General features: G+C 50.4%; 18 protein-coding genes. 9 read left to right on the top strand and 9 right to left on the bottom strand.

Annotated features, from left to right (window positions below; translation table 11 throughout):
• Positions 1-4: 4 nt before the first annotated feature.
• Positions 5-1,258 carry a GDSL-type esterase/lipase family protein gene (locus tag EHT25_RS17290; RefSeq protein ID WP_124876396.1) on the bottom strand — a complete coding sequence of 418 codons (1,254 nt, stop codon included), beginning with the start codon at positions 1,256-1,258 and terminating at the stop codon, positions 5-7.
• Positions 1,259-1,436: 178 nt separating this feature from the next.
• Between EHT25_RS17290 and EHT25_RS17285 the strand changes: the two genes are divergently transcribed.
• Positions 1,437-2,249, top strand: a complete 813-nt coding sequence (locus EHT25_RS17285; RefSeq protein WP_124876395.1) for an MBL fold metallo-hydrolase — start codon at positions 1,437-1,439, stop codon at positions 2,247-2,249.
• Positions 2,250-2,280: 31 nt separating this feature from the next.
• On the opposite strand, the gene EHT25_RS32990 is transcribed toward EHT25_RS17285, so the two are convergent.
• On the bottom strand, positions 2,281-2,418 hold the full coding sequence (locus tag EHT25_RS32990; protein WP_221622298.1) for a hypothetical protein: 138 nt from the start codon (positions 2,416-2,418) through the stop codon (positions 2,281-2,283).
• A 68-nt stretch (positions 2,419-2,486) separates the two neighbouring features.
• Between EHT25_RS32990 and EHT25_RS17280 the strand changes: the two genes are divergently transcribed.
• The 5 genes from EHT25_RS17280 (at position 2,487) to EHT25_RS17260 (ending at position 8,342) form a co-directional block, all read left to right on the top strand.
• Complete coding sequence (locus EHT25_RS17280) at positions 2,487-4,040, top strand: neutral/alkaline non-lysosomal ceramidase N-terminal domain-containing protein (protein ID WP_124876394.1); 1,554 nt, start codon at positions 2,487-2,489, stop codon at positions 4,038-4,040.
• An 18-nt stretch (positions 4,041-4,058) separates the two neighbouring features.
• On the top strand, positions 4,059-4,742 hold the full coding sequence (locus tag EHT25_RS17275) for a response regulator transcription factor (protein ID WP_124876393.1): 684 nt from the start codon (positions 4,059-4,061) through the stop codon (positions 4,740-4,742).
• 3 nt (positions 4,743-4,745) lie between these two features.
• Positions 4,746-6,122, top strand: a complete 1,377-nt coding sequence (locus EHT25_RS17270; RefSeq protein WP_124876392.1) for a sensor histidine kinase — start codon at positions 4,746-4,748, stop codon at positions 6,120-6,122.
• A gap of 116 nt (positions 6,123-6,238) precedes the next feature.
• Positions 6,239-6,553, top strand: coding sequence for a hypothetical protein (locus tag EHT25_RS17265; protein WP_124876391.1), 315 nt, complete (start codon positions 6,239-6,241; stop codon positions 6,551-6,553).
• A gap of 148 nt (positions 6,554-6,701) precedes the next feature.
• Positions 6,702-8,342 carry a SulP family inorganic anion transporter gene (locus EHT25_RS17260; protein WP_124876390.1) on the top strand — a complete coding sequence of 547 codons (1,641 nt, stop codon included), beginning with the start codon at positions 6,702-6,704 and terminating at the stop codon, positions 8,340-8,342.
• A gap of 52 nt (positions 8,343-8,394) precedes the next feature.
• Here the strand turns inward: EHT25_RS17260 and EHT25_RS17255 are convergent, their stop codons facing one another.
• Entirely contained in the window at positions 8,395-9,042 is a 648-nt protein-coding gene (locus tag EHT25_RS17255) for a porin family protein (RefSeq protein ID WP_124876389.1), read from the bottom strand.
• Positions 9,043-9,174: 132 nt separating this feature from the next.
• Between EHT25_RS17255 and EHT25_RS17250 the strand changes: the two genes are divergently transcribed.
• Positions 9,175-10,236 (top strand): DNA topoisomerase IB, encoded by a 1,062-nt coding sequence (locus tag EHT25_RS17250; RefSeq protein WP_124876388.1) that lies wholly within the window; start codon positions 9,175-9,177, stop codon positions 10,234-10,236.
• A 418-nt stretch (positions 10,237-10,654) separates the two neighbouring features.
• Here EHT25_RS17250 and EHT25_RS17240 read toward each other — a convergent pair whose 3' ends face one another.
• The 5 genes from EHT25_RS17240 to EHT25_RS17220 form a co-directional block, all read right to left on the bottom strand.
• A complete protein-coding gene (locus EHT25_RS17240; protein WP_221622297.1) occupies positions 10,655-11,401 on the bottom strand; it encodes a 5'-methylthioadenosine/adenosylhomocysteine nucleosidase in 747 nt (248 codons plus the stop codon).
• A 119-nt stretch (positions 11,402-11,520) separates the two neighbouring features.
• A complete protein-coding gene (locus EHT25_RS17235) occupies positions 11,521-11,940 on the bottom strand; it encodes a DUF1801 domain-containing protein (protein ID WP_124876386.1) in 420 nt (139 codons plus the stop codon).
• Positions 11,941-12,026: 86 nt separating this feature from the next.
• Positions 12,027-12,722, bottom strand: a complete 696-nt coding sequence (locus EHT25_RS17230; protein ID WP_124876385.1) for a DUF421 domain-containing protein — start codon at positions 12,720-12,722, stop codon at positions 12,027-12,029.
• 3 nt (positions 12,723-12,725) lie between these two features.
• Positions 12,726-12,938, bottom strand: a complete 213-nt coding sequence (locus tag EHT25_RS17225; RefSeq protein WP_124876384.1) for a DUF2188 domain-containing protein — start codon at positions 12,936-12,938, stop codon at positions 12,726-12,728.
• A 115-nt stretch (positions 12,939-13,053) separates the two neighbouring features.
• Positions 13,054-14,427 (bottom strand): TolC family protein, encoded by a 1,374-nt coding sequence (locus tag EHT25_RS17220; protein WP_124876383.1) that lies wholly within the window; start codon positions 14,425-14,427, stop codon positions 13,054-13,056.
• A gap of 132 nt (positions 14,428-14,559) precedes the next feature.
• Between EHT25_RS17220 and EHT25_RS17215 the strand changes: the two genes are divergently transcribed.
• A complete protein-coding gene (locus EHT25_RS17215; protein ID WP_124876382.1) occupies positions 14,560-16,197 on the top strand; it encodes an amidohydrolase in 1,638 nt (545 codons plus the stop codon).
• A 51-nt stretch (positions 16,198-16,248) separates the two neighbouring features.
• On the top strand, positions 16,249-17,079 hold the full coding sequence (locus EHT25_RS17210) for an ion transporter (RefSeq protein WP_124876381.1): 831 nt from the start codon (positions 16,249-16,251) through the stop codon (positions 17,077-17,079).
• A gap of 101 nt (positions 17,080-17,180) precedes the next feature.
• Here the strand turns inward: EHT25_RS17210 and EHT25_RS17205 are convergent, their stop codons facing one another.
• The gene (locus EHT25_RS17205) at positions 17,181-18,083 is read right to left on the bottom strand and encodes a S66 peptidase family protein (RefSeq protein WP_124876380.1); all 903 of its coding nucleotides are present in this window, start codon (positions 18,081-18,083) and stop codon (positions 17,181-17,183) included.
• Positions 18,084-18,382 lie beyond the last annotated feature (299 nt).

Raw genomic sequence — 18,382 nt, 5'->3', positions numbered from 1 at the left:
TCGTTTACTTCAATAAGGTCAGTTGATACACACTTGATCGGGGCGCTCGGTTGAGGGCAACCTGGCTTTCCAGCCATTTAATGATGAAGCTTTGTTCCTCCAGCCCTTTCACGTGACGGCCTTGTTCGTAGGAGCGAAACCCGAGAATATAGGTTGTGTTGGGCGGGCGATACTGGAAAAAAAACAGGTCATTTTTCTTCAGAATCATGTGCCGGATCTCGTTCACCTGATTAAACGACGGCCCCTGCTGAATGAGGACTCCATTTTCCCATTCCTTCGCCGAAGCGGTGACCACTTCCTGATTCTCAGTTGTCAGCTTATAAAATCCTTTTTTCAAACCGGTTACTTTCAGGACACGGGCGTTCGTTGTTTTTTCGGCCAGTCCCGCGGGCTGCGGAAGCGGCAGGTACTTTTCGTCCATGGTAAAGGTCAGCGTTGCCGCATTCTTCCCGGCATTCATCATTTTGGCGGGAGTTGAAGCTTCGGCACCGGTTTTGGAAATGTTGATGGAAACCGTCTCCGTCCGCGGGGCCAGCCCCAGGCTCTTTTCCAGTATGTTGGCCAGGTAATAGTAGCCGGTTTCGTTTAAATGAATGCCATTTTCGGTAATGGCTACGGTTTTACTCAGTTCCTGAACGGGTTTATACAGATCAATAAACCGCTTGCCGCGTTCCGAAGCGATCTTCGCAATGGCCGACGAATAGATTTCCAGCAACGCGTTATTCTTCGCTTTATGCGCAATCGTATCGGTGGATAAAACAGGAATCGGTGACAACAAAATTGCTTTGGCTCCCAGTTGGTCGATCTTGTCGAGGAGTTTTAGCAACCCTTCCCGGAAAACCGGCAGCCCAGCCTCGCCATCCTGGGCTTCAATGCCGCCGAATGCCAGAAAAACAACCGTCGGCTGGGTTTTGGTGAGGTGTTCCATCAACAATTCGTAGCCGGTCGGTGGGTTCGTAATCGTGCTGCGGGCCACGCCGTAGACGTTGTCGCCTGCCCAGCCCAGGTTCCGAAACGTTACATCCCGGTCGGGAAAGTGCGTGGTCAGGGCCAGTTCCAGGTAACCGTATTGGTAGTCATTCTCAAACAATGAGTTGCCCAGAAAAACCACCCGATCGCCGTTTTTCAGCGTAAAAGGTGCATTCGGAGATTCCGAAACCGGCTGGGCAGTCTGTTGAGCGATGGCCCATTTCCCGGGCAGAAAAAGGAAGAGGAGTAAAAGGTATTTAAGCGAGGCTGCTGCCTTCATCTTTCTCATGCATGTTTATTTTGACGTACTACTGATTTGATCGGCGAAATTACCACCGCTTTCCGGTATAAATAAAGGGGAAACCGTATCCTTTTCTACTACCTGACCCGATTCAACAAAATGGATTGGGTTTGATATCTTTGCTAACCGCTTCGGAAATGCTTCCAGCTTTAAAACAACAACTGCAATGACGTTAAATGATCCGTTGATTTGTACCACCTGCGGAACCCAGTATCCGCCCCATCAGCCGGTACCCGAACTCTGCACGATCTGCAACGACGACCGCCAGTACATTCCCGAAAACGGCCAAAACTGGACCACGCTGCCGGATCTGGAAAAAACCTACACCGTAAAAATCAGCCCGCTGACCGACCGGATTCACAGTCTGAAAATGCAGCCTGATTTTGCCATCGCCAACCGGGCGTTGCTGGTTCAGTCACCCGGTGGTAACATTCTGTGGGACTGCATTCCGCTGCCCGACGCCCCAACCGTTGCATTGATCCGTTCAATGGGTGGGCTAAAAGCCATTGCTTTTTCGCACCCGCATTATTACAGCACAATGAACGTATGGGCGTCGCTGTTCGATTGTCCGGTGTATATTCACGAAAACGACCAGCCCTGGATCATGTATCCGAGCGATTCACTTCAATTATGGAGTGGTGACAGTCTGTCGTTTTGGGATGGTATTCGCATGATTCACACCGGCGGCCATTTTCCGGGCAGCTGCGTTTTGCATATTCCTTCTTCGTCGGACCGGGGCACCCTGCTTTGTGGGGACACGCTGCTGCTTTCCCGCAGCAAACGCCACCTCGCGGTGATGTTCAGCTACCCCAACCAGATTCTGTTGACGCGGGATGAATTTGTGGCATTTTACAAAAAAGCAGAAAACCTGGCGTTTGATTCGCTCTACGGAGCATTTGAGAATCAGGATCTTACGGACAACATCATGGCGGTTTTTACCAAGTCGATGCAGCGGTATTGGGATAGTTATGGATTGTAATTTTGTGGCGGTTTTGGAATAGGAGGTAAATTTAAAAGGGACGCTGACCGGGTCTTTGACCGCTGGCAGGGCCAGCCACACCCTGCCAGCGGTCGAAGACCCGGTCAGCGGTGGCAATGTCTTTTTTAACTACTCCCGGGAAAAGCTTGAGGAAGTTTAATTTGATCATTCGCAAATAACCGGTTTTGTCAGTTAATTTGGGAATTACCTCTTTTTAACCTCCTGAACCCGTTGCCCGTGCGTAAATTTTTCATTGGATTTCTGATCTTTATTGGTGCCGTGGTGCTACTCGGCGCCGGGTATGGTTATTACAACAGCCGCGACCGGCACCCCGGTTATTCGATTAACCTCAACATTTCGGCACCTAGCCAGCCAAAACCGCTCAAAGTCGGGTTTGCGGCCCTGAAAATCACTCCCCATCTCCCCGACCGCTGGACGGACACAAACCACGATGCCGCTTATAAAACGGGTGACGGTGATTCGTACACCGACGGCAATACCAACGGCGAATTCGATGCGTACTGGATGGCGGGATTCAGCCAGAAACGCGCGGCCAATGGCGTTCACGACGATTTATGGGCGCGCGCCGTCGTGGTTGATGACGGCCAAACCCGGCTAGCCATCGTTGCCGTCGATCTGATCGGTTTTCCGAATAAAAATGTCATCAACGTCCGGAAATCCATGCCGTCGAGTGCGGGCATTACCTACACGATGGTTTGCAGCACGCACACCCACGAAGCCCCGGATTTTCTGGGCATGTGGGGCGGCAGCCCGCTAAAAAGTGGCGTTAACAAATCGTATGAACGGTTTGTTGAGCAACAGATTACGCGGGCGGTTTTGGAAGCGGCAAAAAACCTGCGTCCGGCCCGGCTGCGGTTTGCGCAGGATCTGACCGGTGCGGATTCGCTGCTGATGGATACCCGAAAACCGCTGGTCACCGATTCCGGATTGTACATCATGCAGGCACTGGACGCGGTGAAAGACAGCACGTTGGGAACATTGGTCGTTTGGGGAAATCATCCCGAAACGCTCTGGAGCAAAAACCTGCTGCTAACCTCTGATTTCCCGCATTACGTTCGGGATTATCTCGAGAAAGGCATTCTAAAAGGTGATTCGGTGGTTCAGAAAGGGCTGGGTGGCACGGTAGTGTATGCGTCGGGTTGCGTGGGTGGATTGATGACTACCTCGCCGAAAGTGACGGTGCAGGACCCGCTGACGGGCGAACGGTTTAAAGAGCCGACGTTTGAGAAGGCCGATGCGCAGGGAAAAGCACTGGCGATGCTGATTTACAAGTCATTACAAAAAGATACAACCACGGTTCGACCGGCGGATATCCGGCTGAAAGCCCAAAACATTGAGATTCCGCTCTCGAACAAACTGTTCCAACTGGCGGTTGGCCTGGGGATTCTGGATGCCGGCTACAGCAGTTGGGGGAACTTCCGGAGCGAAATTGCGGCTTTTCGGTTAGGCGAAGCGTCGTTCCTGTGTGTACCGGGCGAGATTTACCCCGAAATTGTGAACGGTGGAGTGGAAAATCCGGTCGGAGCCGATTTCCGGATGAAACCGCTCGAAACGCCACCCCTTCGGAGTCTGATGCAGGGAAAATATAAGTTTGTGATTGGGTTAGCAAACGACGAATTGGGGTATATTATTCCGAAAAGTGAATGGGATACCGAAGCTCCCCATAATTACAATTCGAAGGATAGACCTTACGGCGAGGTCAACTCCACGGGACCGGAAACCGCTCCGAAGTTATACCGGGCGATGGCGGAGTTATTGCGGGATTTATAAAATTAGTGTTGACCATTTATGCAGATTTTAATCGTAGAGGATGAGCAGGAAGTAGCTGCATTCATTCAGAGTGGACTGGAAGATTACGGTTTCAGTGCCGACATTGCCAACGATGCGCTACAAGCCCAGTTAAAGCTGGCCAATGCCACTTACGATACCATTATTCTGGATGTTAATCTTCCGGTGATCAACGGTTTTGAGTTGTGCAAAATCATTCGAAGCCGGTACGAAGATGTATCGATTCTGATGTTGACCGCTCTGGGCAGCACGGATAGCAAGCTGAGTGGTTTTGATGCCGGAGCAGACGATTACTTGATTAAACCCTTCGAATTCAGGGAATTGATTGCCCGGTTACGGGCGTTAAACCGACGCCGGATTACCTCTCCATCCGATACGGTTTTACTTAAAATTGCCGATCTGGAGCTGAATCTGGAAAGCAAAACCGTGAAACGGGGCAATCAGAAAATCATTCTGACCGCGCGTGAACTGGCACTGCTGGAATTCTTTATGAAGAACCAGAATAAAGCCCTTTCCAGGAATGAAATTACCGAGAAAGTCTGGGATGTCAATTTCGATACCGGAACCAATGTGGTTGATGTGTACGTCAATTATTTGCGAAAAAAAATAGATAAAGACTTCTCACCCAAATTGATTCATACGATCAGCGGCATTGGATATATCATGCAGGAATCTGAAGATTAACGAATGAAAATACGCGCTCGAATCTCCGTTACATTTCTCGCTATTGTGGCCGCGAATCTGGTCGTTTTTTCGTTGGTTATCTATTTTATTTCGGAATATTTTCGCCAGAAACATTTTTATACGCGGCTGGGCGATAAAGCCAAAACGACGGCTTTGCTGCTGATCGAAGAAGACGAAATCAATCCCAAGCTTCTCCAGTTAATCGAGCGTAAAAACCTTACTTCGCTCCCGGAAGAGCACATCATTGTCTACAACCAGCAAAATAAAGTAATCTACGCCAGCGCGGATACGACCGGCGATCTGGGCCCCCATAACGATCTGCTGGAGCGGATTCGGGAGCGGAAACAGATTTATCTACGTCGCAGCAACCGGGAAATTGCCGGACTGACTTACACCCATCAAAACCAGGAATACGTGATCATTGCGTCGGCGTATGACGAATACGGTTTGACCGAAATGGCGCATCTGAGGACCATTCTTGCCTTCGGACTGGCGTTCAGTCTGACGTTGGTCGGGTGGTCGGGCTGGGTATTTGCCGGACGGTTTCTGCGCCCGATTTCCAAGGTAATTCACCAGGTTGATCAGATCAAGGTTTCGAACCTGAACCAACGAGTGGACGTGAGCGATAACAACGATGAAATTTCCCAACTGGCGCATACCTTCAATTCGATGCTCAACCGGGTTCAGGAAGCGTTTGAAGTGCAGCGCAATTTTGTGGCCAATGCGTCGCACGAACTACGAACTCCCCTCACGATCATTACCGGACAGATTGAGGTCACGCTGATCAAACAGCGGACAGTTGAAGAACACGAAGCCAAGTGGAAAGCCGTTCAGGACGTTATCAAGCGGCTGAACGTGCTGGCCAACAACCTGCTCGAACTGGCCCAGGTCAGCCTCGACGACGCCACCATGAAATTCAATGAAGTGTCGCTGGATGATGCCATTTATCAGGCAACCAAAATGCTGACAACCCGCCGACCGGATTACCACGTCATCTTTTCGTTCGCGAACGAAACGGAAGCCATGCAGTCGTCACTAACCGTTCAGGGGAGCATTTCGCTGCTGATTTCGGCTTTTTTGAACCTGATGGAAAACGGCTGCAAGTTCTCGCCCGACAATCAGGTCGAAGTTATTCTAGGTGCTGACGAACAGTGGGTTACCATTCAAATCAAAGACAATGGGATCGGAATTGCCGAAGCCGACATCCGGCATATTTACGAACCGTTTTTCCGGGCCGAAAACGCGAAACGAATTCATGGCTACGGGATTGGGTTACCACTTACCTACCGGATTATCCAGTTACACCGGGGAGAGATCAACGTTTTTTCGCGGATCAACGAAGGAACCAATTTTTTATTGAAATTTCCCAAAACGCTCTAATCGGTTTCTAATCATTTTATAACCGCCTTCTCATCGACTTCTAATTACCTCTTAATTAGAGCATTGTATTGTATCGGTAACTTTGTATGAATCACAATTAAACCGGTTTCAATGCTATGGCTACCAACTCCAATTTCAGAAAACGGGCAAGCGACTTCGTTAACTGGGGAACCATCTGGGGATTGATCTTTGCCGTTATCGCGCTGAATTTCTACATCGATTACCGTCAGGATAAACAGGATAAAGAAGTTATTCGCTCACAATACGAAGCCAAGGTTTCGGAAGCGGACTCGCTGCGCGCCGTAAAAAGCCAGCTGGAACGCCAGTTACTTGAGATTAAATCCGGTCAGAACCGGATAAAAAGTCAGGAGTTAAGCGGCCGAAATCAGATCGATTCCGAAGCGATTCTGGTTTCAAAAGCGGGCAATTAATCAACAATTAGTTTAGGTTAAGAAGTAATGATTAAACCGGTTAGCGCAGCCTTTCCGGTTTTTCTACTCCTGTCCTAAACGAATACAACACGCAACGGCTTTTGCCATAGCGGCTTTTTCCATACCAACCTATTGAGACAACATGCAAATGAATCCGATAAAAACAACCCAAAAAAGCCCCCAAAAACGTGATTCCAGCACGCTGGTAGGCGACATTCGAGGGGGCTTTGTTTCCTTTCTGGTCGCCGTGCCGCTCTGTCTGGGCATTGCACTGGCGTCTGGCGCGCCCCTCTTTTCGGGCATTATTGCCGGACTGGCCGGTGGGCTCGTGGTGGGTTTGTTCAGTCGGTCGGCAGTCAGTATTTCCGGGCCGGAAGCCGGTTTGATCGTGGTTGTTCTGGCCGCCATCGAATCCCTCGGCTCGTTTCCGGCTTTCCTACTTGCTACCTGTTTAGCCGGCCTGATTCAGATTGGGCTCGGTTACCTGCGGGCGGGGATCATCAGTAATTTTTTCCCGTCGTCCGTGATTAAAGGGATGCTGGCGGGGATTGGGTTAATTTTGATTATCAAACAGATACCGCACCTGGTCGGCTACGATGCCGATTCGGCGGAAGAAATTTCGCTGTTTCAGCCGGAAGGTTTCAACATTGTCAGTCAATTTAAGATGGCGATCGGCCAGCTCAACGGGGTTGCGATCCTGATTGCGGCCGTGTCGCTGGGTATTTTACTGCTGTGGGAGCGTCCTTTCCTAAAACGAATCAAGTGGCTGCAAAACATGCCGGCAGCTCTGGTGGTCGTCGTGCTGGGCATTTCGATCAATGAACTGGTGGGACTCCTTGCACCGTCCTCGATTTTGAAAGGGAATCACCTGGTTCAGTTGCCGGTGGCCGATAGCCTGAGCGGTTTTTTCGGCTTGTTTACCATGCCGGATTTTAGCCAGTGGCACAATCCCCAGGTTTACATTTCGGCTCTTTCCATTGCGCTCGTTGCCAGCCTGGAAGCCCTTTTGGCCATCGAAGCAACCGACCAACTGGACCCTCAGAAACGCAAAACGCCCACCAACACCGAGTTAAAGGCGCAAGGCATTGGCAATATTGTCAGCGGTTTGATTGGTGGCATTCCGCTGACGTCCGTCATTGTCCGGAGTTCGGTGAGCATCAATGCGGGTGCCCGCACCAAACGGGCCGCGCTCATTCACGGCCTACTGCTGCTGGTTTCGGCCATTGCGCTGCCGACGGTTTTGAACCGGATTCCCTGGGCGGCCCTGGCCTCTATCCTGCTCATTACGGGGTATAAACTGGCTCATGCGCGTATTTTCAAGCAGCTGCTGAACGAAGGAATCGCCAAATTTATTCCGTTTATCGCCACAGTTGCCGCCATTCTGCTGACGGATTTGCTGACCGGTATTGCCGTGGGAATGCTGGTGGCGCTGTTCTTTATTCTGCGCGAAAACTACCGGAACGCACACCGCATCCAGACGTTTCAGGAGGGCGGAAACGAACGAATCCGGATCAGTATGGGTGATTACGTGTCGTTTCTGAGTAAAGCCAGCATGGTAAAATTACTGACCAGTATTCCGAACAACGCGGTGGTCGAAATTGACTGCACCAATTCGTCATACATTGACAGTGATGTGATGAACACCATCGATAATTTCAAGGAGACGGCTTTCCAGCGTAACATTCAGCTCATTTTTCTGCGCGAGCCCGTTGAAGACCGTCCCCCCATTCCGGAATCCATCAGTGCCATGCGCAGCCGGCATCTGCGCGAAATTGAGAAAATCAGGTAGTAAACTTTGTGTCATAGAAGTCAATAAGTCTGACTGGCGAATCCGGTCAGACTTATTTTTTGGATGGCAGCCAGCAGCCGACGGACAGTGAAAAACCGTGGATAATCTCCGCTGCATCAGCCGATCGTAACGTTGCTGGATATCGCCCGAATTGATACCGGGCATCCAGAAAAGTGGTTAAGGTGCCCCACGGAATTTCTACCCCTCCACCGATCCAGCCTCCAGGTTGAATCCGGTTTTCAAACGTCAGTTTATCACTCAAAATCAGTGTATTTTTATCTGTAATTTTGAATCGTCCGCCGAGTGCATACGAAAAACCGGGACCAGCTAACACGTAATAAGCCAATCGATTGGTTTGATTTATCCGGTAAGAAAACAACAGCGGCACTTCAGCTTCTTCGTACCGCAGCACCAGATCGCCGGTACCGGCGGGTTGGCCCAAAGGAACGGTATAATCCGCTTTCGACCGCCAACCTTTCTGAATGATCGACGGTTCGACTCGCAGACTCCACCGATCTGTAACGGGAATCCGAATTGGAAAGGCGACCGAAAAACCGGGTATGAATGAATGATCCGCACCCATCGACCGGTTTTGAATCCGGGACCAATGAACGCCCGCCCGTACGCCAACCTGCATCTGAGCCCGCAAATGGGTCGACAACAATCCCAGCATAAAAAAGAAACCGAAGCACTTTTTCATCGAAATCAGATCTTGTGCGTCCGATAAACGATCAATTGGCGTTTGTTCATATATCTTTTACCAAATTATCGCCGGGTCAGCTTAACCATTTGCTGCTACGGCGAGTTTATGCTGAGATTTTAACCGTATCCGATGAATCTCGCAGAACTTATCCATGATCCTGCCAAAGCGGCCAAGGCCGTCAAATTAGTCTACGTTAGCGACGCAACACCCGGTTTTTCGCGCCATCGTGCGGGCGACCATTTCACGTATAAAGACACCCTGGGCCACAAAATTGACGATGAGGAAACGCTCGCGCGGATTCGAAAAATGGCCTTGCCACCCGCCTGGGAACACGTCTGGATTTGTGCCAAACCCAACGGCCACCTCCAGGCCACCGGTATCGACACGAAAGGCCGGAAGCAATACCGCTACCACGCAAACTGGAACGCCATTCGCAGCGAAACCAAGTTTTTTCGGATGATTGCCTTCGGAGAACAGCTGGCCGAACTCCGCACCCGCATCGAACAGGATCTGAAAAACCGGGAGCTGACCAAAGAAAAAGTGATTGCCATTGCGCTCAGCGTCATGGAACAAACCTTGATCCGGATCGGTAACGCGTCCTACGAAAAAGAATACGGACATTACGGTTTGACCACCCTCAAAGACAAACACGTGAACGTCGGAACCACCGGCATCCAGTTTCGATTCAAGGGCAAAAAAGGCATTTACCACGACATAAAGGTGCAGGATCGGCGGCTGGCGCGGCTGGTCAAAGCCTGTCGGGATATTCCGGGCAAGGAGTTGTTTCAATACTACGATGAAACCGGTGAACACCGCAGCATCGACTCCGGGATGGTCAATGAATACCTGCGGGAATGCACCGGTGAAGAGTTTTCGGCCAAAGACCTCCGCACCTGGGCCGGAACCGTCAATGCCCTGCGGTTACTGGCCGAACTGGAACCTTGTTCGACGGAAAAAGAAGCGAAGAAAAACATCAACACGGTATTGGAGCAAGTAGCGCATCGGCTAGGAAACACGCGCACCGTCAGCCGGAAATACTACGTTCATCCGCAAATTCTGGAAGCCTACGAATGCCAGGATTTGACCCCGTACCTGAAACGCAAAAACCAGTTTCGGCAAACGTCAAAATACGGTTTAGACCCCATTGAGAAATTGCTGCTGCGTTTTTTGAAGGATAAGGTGAAGAAGTGACAGGTTCATTATCGACCTTCATTCTTACTGATCATTTAAAAATCTCAGTTTTAGCTTTTCCCGTTCAATCTCGGCGATTAACTCCTGCTCCGTAGGGAGAAAAGGCATGTATTTGCTGGCAAAAGTTGTGGCGTGTCGTTCATGACGGAATATTTTACTACGGTTTCGCTTTTTTCAGTGCACAGAATAATACCTCACCATCGCACTGTTGATTGCCGTGTAAGTTTTTGTTCGGGCAGCCGCTAAAATGCTTTTAATCTCAGCGATATAATTCCGTTCAACATTCATAGCATAAAGTCAATCGTCAAAGGCGTTGGAAATATACGCGCGAGAATCAAGGTTTGACTGCGGTTTTTGAAGGATAATCCACCCGTTTTATTACGCCCAATTGGTGCATTTGTTTCACCGAAAAGAGAAATTACAGTGCGTATTGCCGAAAGATATTTTTGATGATTTCAACGGAATATGTACTTGATATTTTTTTAATAAACGATACGAAATCAATGGGTGATTTCTCATCAGCTACGTCTGAGATGGTACGGATAACCGTCACCGGAAGGCCGTATTCGTAGCAGACCTGAGCAACCGCTGCGCCTTCCATCTCCACGCACAGGATGGTGGGCAGTTTAGCCAGTAAGTCATGCTTGTCCTGACTGCTTGAAAAGAATTTATCCCCACTGCCCACATCGCCAATGACTCGTTTTGGATTTTCGATTCCAAACTCTTCTAATTCTTTTTGATCAAAAACCGTATGAAGGTGTTTGTTTCCCAATAACTCAGTGGCGGCATTCGAAGCAATCGTTACTTGTTCCCTTTGGCACTCAAAAAACGTTATGCCCAACAGCGGTATTTCAAACTGTTTCATGATGGGACGGGCATCCATATCATGTTGAACAAGGCGTTTTGCGATCACAATATCTCCAATTCGTAAATCCGGATTGAGGGCGCCAGCCACTCCGGTAAAAATCAATTCAGTGATTTTAAATTCCAGAATCAGGTTCGATACGGTAGTGGCTGCGGCCACCTTGCCCCATCTCGAAAACACAACCACGGTTTTAATTCCGTTGAGCCTTCCGGAGTAATAGGTTCGCATGCCTGCGGTCATTTCTTCCCGCTCCGACAGCAGATCAACCACGCCACTAATTTCTTCGGTCATGGCCCCCATGATTCCGATGATACGTTCAGTCATATTTATACATCAGGTAACGATTCGATTCAACTGTGGCAATAGACCGGCAGGAAATTTTACGGTTTTTGACGATAAGATGACGGCAAAACCCGGCTTTACGCCGGATACCGGTTTTTCATATTCTCGACGGAAGCCTGAATCATGTCCTTGAAAACGTCGGCGTTCACATCACTGAGTTTTTTGATGTAAATACACCCCTTACCGGTTTTGTGTTTGCCGAATTTGGGCAGGAGTTCGTCGCGCTGTTCGGCGTTGAGGGCGAGGTATAACGAAATGGCGTCTTTCCGGGGCGAAAAACCGATCAGAGGCGCGTCGCCTTCGTGGCCGCTGTCGTATTTGTAGTGGTAGCTGCCAAAACCGACGATACTGGCACCCCACATCCGGGGTTCAAAACCGGTCAGATTTTGCATCAGCTCGGCTAAACGAAACGAATCATTTTGCCTGGTTTCGTCGGAAATCGAGCTTAGAAAACCGGTCACACTATTTTCGGTCTGGGTTTTTTTGTTCTTCGCCATGATTCATCACAGGAAAGGCTAAAAATACACTTTCAGCACGAAATACCAGCGGTAGCCCCCCCGATTATATTCCGTAAGTGCCTGATTTAACCCTCCGCTTTCACCCAGCGTTGGTGTTCGCACCGATGACAGTTTGCAATGGGGTCTTTGCCGTATTTGACCACCTGCCCACACCGGCAGCAGGCGTAACGCCCGGCTTCGGCGATGGTGTTGAAGGTTTCATCCAATTTGTGGGGAAGGATCGGTAAGCCAGGTTTTACCTCGTCGTCTTTGTATTGAAAAATACTGACTTCGCCGTTGTGTTCCAGAATCGCAGTCCGGACCTGCCCCAGGTGTTCGACACCCGCCATCCGGAGTTCGGCAAATAACTCATCCAGGCCAAGGTCTTCGTCGTCGAAGTTCTGAACCAGAATGCAGCCGTTTTCAATGACGTAGACCGGTTTTCCTTCCAGAAACTCCCGAACCGGTTTACTCTTGTCGCTGAGTCGGGTGAAAAACTTGTAGCAGCTCATCATCACCACAAAAACCACGGCGGCAGCCAGCAACGGCACATCGTGGTAGAACATGGGATCGCCGGCGGCCGAACCCAGCCCGATGACCAGCACCAGTTCAAAAACCGATAGTTGTTTGACCTCCCGCTTGCCCGATATTTTCAGGGCAATGAGCAGAATCAGAAACATGATAACCGTCCGCAAAGCCACCTCGGCGAGGTAGCTCAACGGAAAGTCGTGCATGGCGATGCGGTGCCAGTCAAAAGCCTGAAATGGCTCCTCTTTATTCATCGATTAAGATTTCGAACGTTCAGGTGCGTTATCTTTCCGGATTTTCAGATGTCGGCTGGCCGCCCATTCTTCGGCCCGGGAGGTGGCAATCGGTATCGCCCGCTCCTCCGGCATTCCTTCTTTCAATAACGCATTGGCAATCGAAATCGCCTTGTTCCGCACCGGTGCCATAAAGTTCTTCAACGACACCGGATAATCCTTCTTCGTCCAGGGCATGACAATTAAAAATGAATAATGAAAATTTAAAAGTTAAAACCCGGTCAGGCTTAGATTGTTATCGTCCGCCCGTTCTTTCTGGTTACTTTTCATTTTTCATTGTTCATTTTTAATTCTATTTGTTTTGCTGCAGAATCTGGCTGCTGAGACGGAGAAGTTCGATTTCGGCGATTTTGGTGTTGTATTCGGCGTTGATCAGGCGGGTTTCAGCCGCGACGGCGTTGCGCTGCACATCCCGAAATTCGACCGCCGTGGAGTTGCCGACCCGGTAGCGTTCGAAAGCAATCTCGACGTTTTCGTTCGCAATTCGGTAGCTTTCCACTTCCAGGTTGACCAGAATCAGGCTGTTACGGTATTGCGAATACGTCTGTTCGAGGGCTTGCTGGAGTTGCAGCCGCTGATCGGATTCCTGATATTCTGTTACTAACGCGTTGGTTTGGGCGTTGGAGATCAACCGGCGCTGATTGAAACCGGTAAAAATCGGAACGCTGGCCTGAAAACCGTACTGGAGTGCGTCGTTGCGGGCGCTTCCCACCCCAAAACCGCCCTGGTTATTGATGGCCTGAAAGTTATACCCGCCAACCAGGTTGACCGTCGGTAGCCGCTGCGACTGCGCCAGTTTCACATTGAGGTTGGCAACCCGCCGGTTCAGAGCCGCAGCAATCAGCAAAGGGTTATTGTTCGTCAGCGATTGCCGAAGCTGGTCGAGCGAAATATCCGTCCGGACAATGATCGTATCCCGAACCGCAAACTCCGTAGCCGGATCCCGGACAATGAGCGTGTTCAGGAAAACTTTGGAATTACGCACATTCTGCTGCTGCGCCACGAGGGCCGAACTGTCGGCGTTGTAATCCACCTGCGCGCTCAGGTAATCGACCCGCGAACGGGTGCCGACTTCGTAGTTGGCGCGGGCCAGTTCAAGTCGGTCACGGGAAATATCGAGTGCCTGCCGGAGCGATACGAGTTGCTGCAACTGCCGGATCACATCGTAATAGGCCGTCGCGACACTCGCCACCGTGGCTTCCACATTGGCGCGGGTATTGGCTTCGGTAATTTTCACGACTTCGCCCAGGCGATCGTAGGCAATAAAATTCCCAAACCCGTTGAATACCAGCCAGTTTAAAGCTACCCCAGCCTGCGTATTGCGGTTGGTAATGCCGTACAGATTTTGCGGAGGACGCAGCCCGTCCAGAAATTCCTGCCGTAAATTTTGTAAGTTGCTGTTGTTGGTGAAGTTAGCCGTTGCGTTCGGGAAAAAGCTATACTTGGCGGTTCTGAAATCCGTCCGGGCGATTTGCTCCTGCGACTTGAAGATGCGAATCTGGTAACTCTTTTCAAGAGCGGCTGAAATCGCTTCCTGCAAATTCAGCGTTTCGCCCTGCTGAGTGATCACGGAAGTACGTCGGGTACGCGGAGAAAGCGGTTGTACGGGCTGGGACCAGGCGGTAATAAACGAAATGAAGAAGGTTAAGCTAAGAAAGAAGCGCATTCTGGTATTATTTTTAGGTAATTGACCTTCAAAATTAAACTATATTCTGTCATTCTATCTATTCCGGAATTAGATTTGGTCGGATTTATTCTTAATCTAATCTTTCCGAAACGATCTTTCTTTCAATGCGCTATGCCAAACCGCTGCCTGGTTGCCTGCCTTTTAATTGCATTTTTAACAGCCTGTTCGTCTAAAAAGAGTGCGGATTTGATTGTCCACAACGCGGTTATCTACACCGCCGATTCCCTGTTTACGAACGCACAGGCTTTTGCGGTGAAAGAAGGGAAATTTGTCGCCGTCGGGACATCCGAAACGATTCTGGCAACTTATCGGGCGGATAGCGTCGTCGATTTGAAAGGCCAGCCGGTTTACCCCGGTTTTTACGATCCGCACGCCCACTTTCTGGGGCTGGGGCAGGTACTGGATCAGGCCGATCTGGTCGGGACTAATTCATTCGAGGAGATAGTGCAGCGATTGAAAGCGTTTTACGAAAAACACCCGACCAATTCCTGGCTGCTTGGCCGGGGTTGGGACCAGAACGACTGGCCCGACAAACAGTTTCCGACCAAAGAAAAGCTGGACGCAGCATTTCCCAACGTCCCGGTTTGCATCACCCGTGTCGATGGCCACGCCCTGCTGATCAATTCCAAAGCCATTAAACTCGCGGCCATTGGCAAGGGGGCAAAAATTCCGGGTGGCGAAGTGGTGATGGCAAACGGCGAACCAACGGGCGTGCTGGTCGATAACGCGATGGGATTGATCCGACGCGTGATTCCGCAGCCCGATGCCTCAGACAAGGAACGGATGCTGCTGGCGGCTCAGCAAGTGTGTCTATCCTTGGGTTTGACAACGGTTTCGGACGCCGGGTTAAACCGGGAAGATATCGAACTAATCGAAAGATTGCAGAAAGGGAACAAGCTAAAAATCCGTGATTATGTGATGATCAGCCTCGGCGAACCCAATCTGGAGTATTACCTGAAACGTGGCCCTTTTCAAACCGACCGGCTGACGGTTCGCGCGTTCAAACTGTATGCTGATGGAGCCCTGGGTTCGCGCGGAGCCTGCCTTCGAAAACCGTATAGCGACCGGCCCGAAACTTCCGGTTTTTTATTGCTCAATCCCGGCGAACTCGAACGGGTATTGACCTTACTGGAAAAAAGTAAATTTCAGGCAAATACGCACTGCATTGGCGATTCGGCCAATCACCTGATTCTGGATTTATACGGCAAAATGCTGAAGAAACCGAATCCCCGTCGCTGGCGGATCGAACACGCGCAGGTGGTTTCGCCGGATGATTTCTGGAAATTCAACCGGTATTCGGTCATTCCGTCGGTGCAGCCCACGCACGCAACGTCGGACATGTATTGGGCGGGTGATCGTCTCGGAAAAAACCGCGTCAAGGGTGCCTATGCGTTCAACGATTTGATGAAACAGAACGGTTTGATTGCTTTCGGTAGTGATTTTCCGGTCGAATCCCCCAATCCACTCTACGGTTTTCATGCCGCCGTGGCCCGGGTCGACGCGAAAGGCTACCCTGCGGGTGGTTTTCAGATGGAAAATGCCGTCGATCGGGCGGCTGCCCTGAAAGCCATGACGCGCTGGGCGGCTTTTGCTAATTTTGAAGATCACCTCCGCGGTAGCATCGAAACGGGTAAACAAGCCGATTTTGTCGTTCTGCAACAGGACATTATGACGATTCCGGCCCCGCAGCTCCGCGAAGTACAAGTGGCGCAAACGTGGGTTGGTGGTGAAAAACTTTTTCAGCGGTAATCCAACTTATTTGAACTGAACCCTCCGATCTATTCCATTCTTTTTAGCCTTATGCAACCCCCCATTCGCGTCGACCATCACCCTGCCAACTCGCTGCGCCGAAACCTGTACAAGATTCTGGAGACTACGACGGGTAAAAAAAGAGGGCTCAGTCTGGTGTTCAACCTCATTCTGATCAGTGTCATTACGCTCAATGCGCTGGCGATTATTCTGAACACTGTGCCGTCGCTCAAGCTGCACTACGACCATTTTTTTGTTGATTTTGAAGTATTCTCGGTCATTTTTTTTACGATCGAATACTTCGTCCGCATCTGGATTTGCGTCGAAAACGAGAAATACCGCCACCCGGTTTTCGGGCGATTACGCTACATGCTGTCGACCACCGCCATCATTCACTTGCTGGCCATTCTGCCGTTTTATGTCACGCTTTTCCACACCGATCTGGCCCTGATTCGGATTCTGCGGATTTTCCGGATTTTCCGGCTGTTCCGGATCACCCGCTACTCCCGCGCGTTTCAGGTCATTCAGAGTGTGGTGGAAGACAAAAAGGAAGAGCTCGTGCTGAGCGTTTCGTTTCTGATGTTCATGCTCGTCATCATTTCGAGTGTCATGTATTACCTCGAACACGCGGCCCAGCCCGATAAATTTTCGAGTATTCCGGCCACGTTGTGGTGGGGCATCAACGCAATGGCGACGGTCGGCTACGGCGACATCCATCCGATGACAACGATGGGAAAAATGCTCGCGGGGATTACGGCGGTGCTGGGCATCGGCCTGTTCGCCCTCCCGACCGGTATTTTAGCCTCCGGTTTCGCTGAACATATCCGCTCCCAGAAAGCCGTTCATAAGCCGCATTGCCCCCATTGCGGAAAGGAGTTGTGAATTCGGTTTACGGTTTTCGCCGGGCCGACGTTTCGGTGGGTCACCGGAGCGAAACGGTTTTTCCCCAAAACCTTCGAAATGTCAAATCCGTTATCTCTTCCTCAAAATTTCAAAACCGCTCCTTCGTTGACTTCAAGCCGGGCCATTCGCCCGAGTGGCATGGCCAGGTTGCGGGGAACATGGCCGACCGGGAAATCGAAACAAACTGGAAACGCATAGCCCTGAAGATGCTCGGCAATGATCTCATTGGCGGTTTTTCCGAAGGGAGACGATTCGTTGATACGCATGTCCGTAAACTGTCCCACGATCATTCCGGCCAAACCCGCCAGCCGTCCGGAGCGCCGGAGCTGAATCATCATGCGATCCAGTGAAAAAAGCGTCTCATCGATGTCTTCAATGAAAAAAAGTTTACCGGTCAGATCGATGTCCGAAGGCGTTCCTAAGGAGTGCAAAAGCAGCGCCAGATTTCCACCAATCAATTGACCGTCAGCAACTCCGGCCCGGTTGAGGGAGTTGATCGGGCTGGTGTAAGGAGTAACAGCTTCCCCAAAAAGGCATTGGCGCAGCGTTTCGATGGAGTCGGCTACGCCGTCATTTCCAAACAACCGGGGCATGATGGCGTGTAAGCTTTGAACGCCGAGCCGGTGAAGATGGCAATGCAAAACCGTAATGTCACTAAAGCCGATAATCCACTTCGGGTGTTTCAGGAATTGCGTAAAATCAAGCTGGTCGAGAATCCGGTAGCTGCCATAGCCTCCGCGCGCCGAAAAAATGGCGTGGATGGTCGGGTCGTCGAGCAGGCCTTGCAGATCGCGCCGGCGCAAATCGTCATCGCCCGCAAATTGAAAATAACTACTCCGAAGCGATTCGCCTTCGACCACCTCCAGCTGCCACTCTTCGCGAAGAATCCGGAAGGCCGGCTCGAGCGACTCATACTCCAGACGGCTGGCCATAGCCATTACGCCCACACGCTGACCGGGTTGTAAAAAAGGAGGCTGTATCAAAATATTTTCAGGTTTTTAAGGAATGAATCCGCTCCGGTTTCAAACCGGGCTGAATCGTCGCGGCCAATGCCGACCAGCGGCATCGACGACTGTTGTATAAACAAGATAACCAGTAGGTTAGCCCTTTGACCGCAATTCTAATGAAAAATTAATTTCCGATAACTAATTGATATTGCAGGACTTAAAGACCATTTTTTGAAGTAATGGGAACTACCTACTTGAACTGGCTGCAAAAATACTTATTATTGTTTACTGTTACTCAAAAGAGTAAACTACCTACCATCTCGTACACAAAGATA

It is taken from the genome of Larkinella rosea (assembly GCF_003858635.1).
GTDB lineage: Bacteria > Bacteroidota > Bacteroidia > Cytophagales > Spirosomataceae > Larkinella > Larkinella rosea.
Note: the sequence above shows the minus strand (reverse complement) of the source record. Positions and strands in the feature narration are given on the sequence as shown.

Coding starts and splice junctions, on each gene's coding strand:
- EHT25_RS17210 (WP_124876381.1), top strand. CDS start 16,249: ATGCAACCCCCCATTCGCGTCGACCATCACCCTGCCAACTCGCTGCGC.
- EHT25_RS17235 (WP_124876386.1), bottom strand. CDS start 11,940: ATGGCGAAGAACAAAAAAACCCAGACCGAAAATAGTGTGACCGGTTTT.
- EHT25_RS17285 (WP_124876395.1), top strand. CDS start 1,437: ATGACGTTAAATGATCCGTTGATTTGTACCACCTGCGGAACCCAGTAT.
- EHT25_RS17220 (WP_124876383.1), bottom strand. CDS start 14,427: ATGCGCTTCTTTCTTAGCTTAACCTTCTTCATTTCGTTTATTACCGCC.
- EHT25_RS17265 (WP_124876391.1), top strand. CDS start 6,239: ATGGCTACCAACTCCAATTTCAGAAAACGGGCAAGCGACTTCGTTAAC.
- EHT25_RS32990 (WP_221622298.1), bottom strand. CDS start 2,418: ATGATCAAATTAAACTTCCTCAAGCTTTTCCCGGGAGTAGTTAAAAAA.
- EHT25_RS17215 (WP_124876382.1), top strand. CDS start 14,560: ATGCCAAACCGCTGCCTGGTTGCCTGCCTTTTAATTGCATTTTTAACA.
- EHT25_RS17290 (WP_124876396.1), bottom strand. CDS start 1,258: ATGAGAAAGATGAAGGCAGCAGCCTCGCTTAAATACCTTTTACTCCTC.
- EHT25_RS17225 (WP_124876384.1), bottom strand. CDS start 12,938: ATGCCCTGGACGAAGAAGGATTATCCGGTGTCGTTGAAGAACTTTATG.
- EHT25_RS17270 (WP_124876392.1), top strand. CDS start 4,746: ATGAAAATACGCGCTCGAATCTCCGTTACATTTCTCGCTATTGTGGCC.
- EHT25_RS17250 (WP_124876388.1), top strand. CDS start 9,175: ATGAATCTCGCAGAACTTATCCATGATCCTGCCAAAGCGGCCAAGGCC.
- EHT25_RS17255 (WP_124876389.1), bottom strand. CDS start 9,042: ATGAAAAAGTGCTTCGGTTTCTTTTTTATGCTGGGATTGTTGTCGACC.
- EHT25_RS17230 (WP_124876385.1), bottom strand. CDS start 12,722: ATGAATAAAGAGGAGCCATTTCAGGCTTTTGACTGGCACCGCATCGCC.
- EHT25_RS17260 (WP_124876390.1), top strand. CDS start 6,702: ATGAATCCGATAAAAACAACCCAAAAAAGCCCCCAAAAACGTGATTCC.
- EHT25_RS17240 (WP_221622297.1), bottom strand. CDS start 11,401: ATGGGGGCCATGACCGAAGAAATTAGTGGCGTGGTTGATCTGCTGTCG.
- EHT25_RS17275 (WP_124876393.1), top strand. CDS start 4,059: ATGCAGATTTTAATCGTAGAGGATGAGCAGGAAGTAGCTGCATTCATT.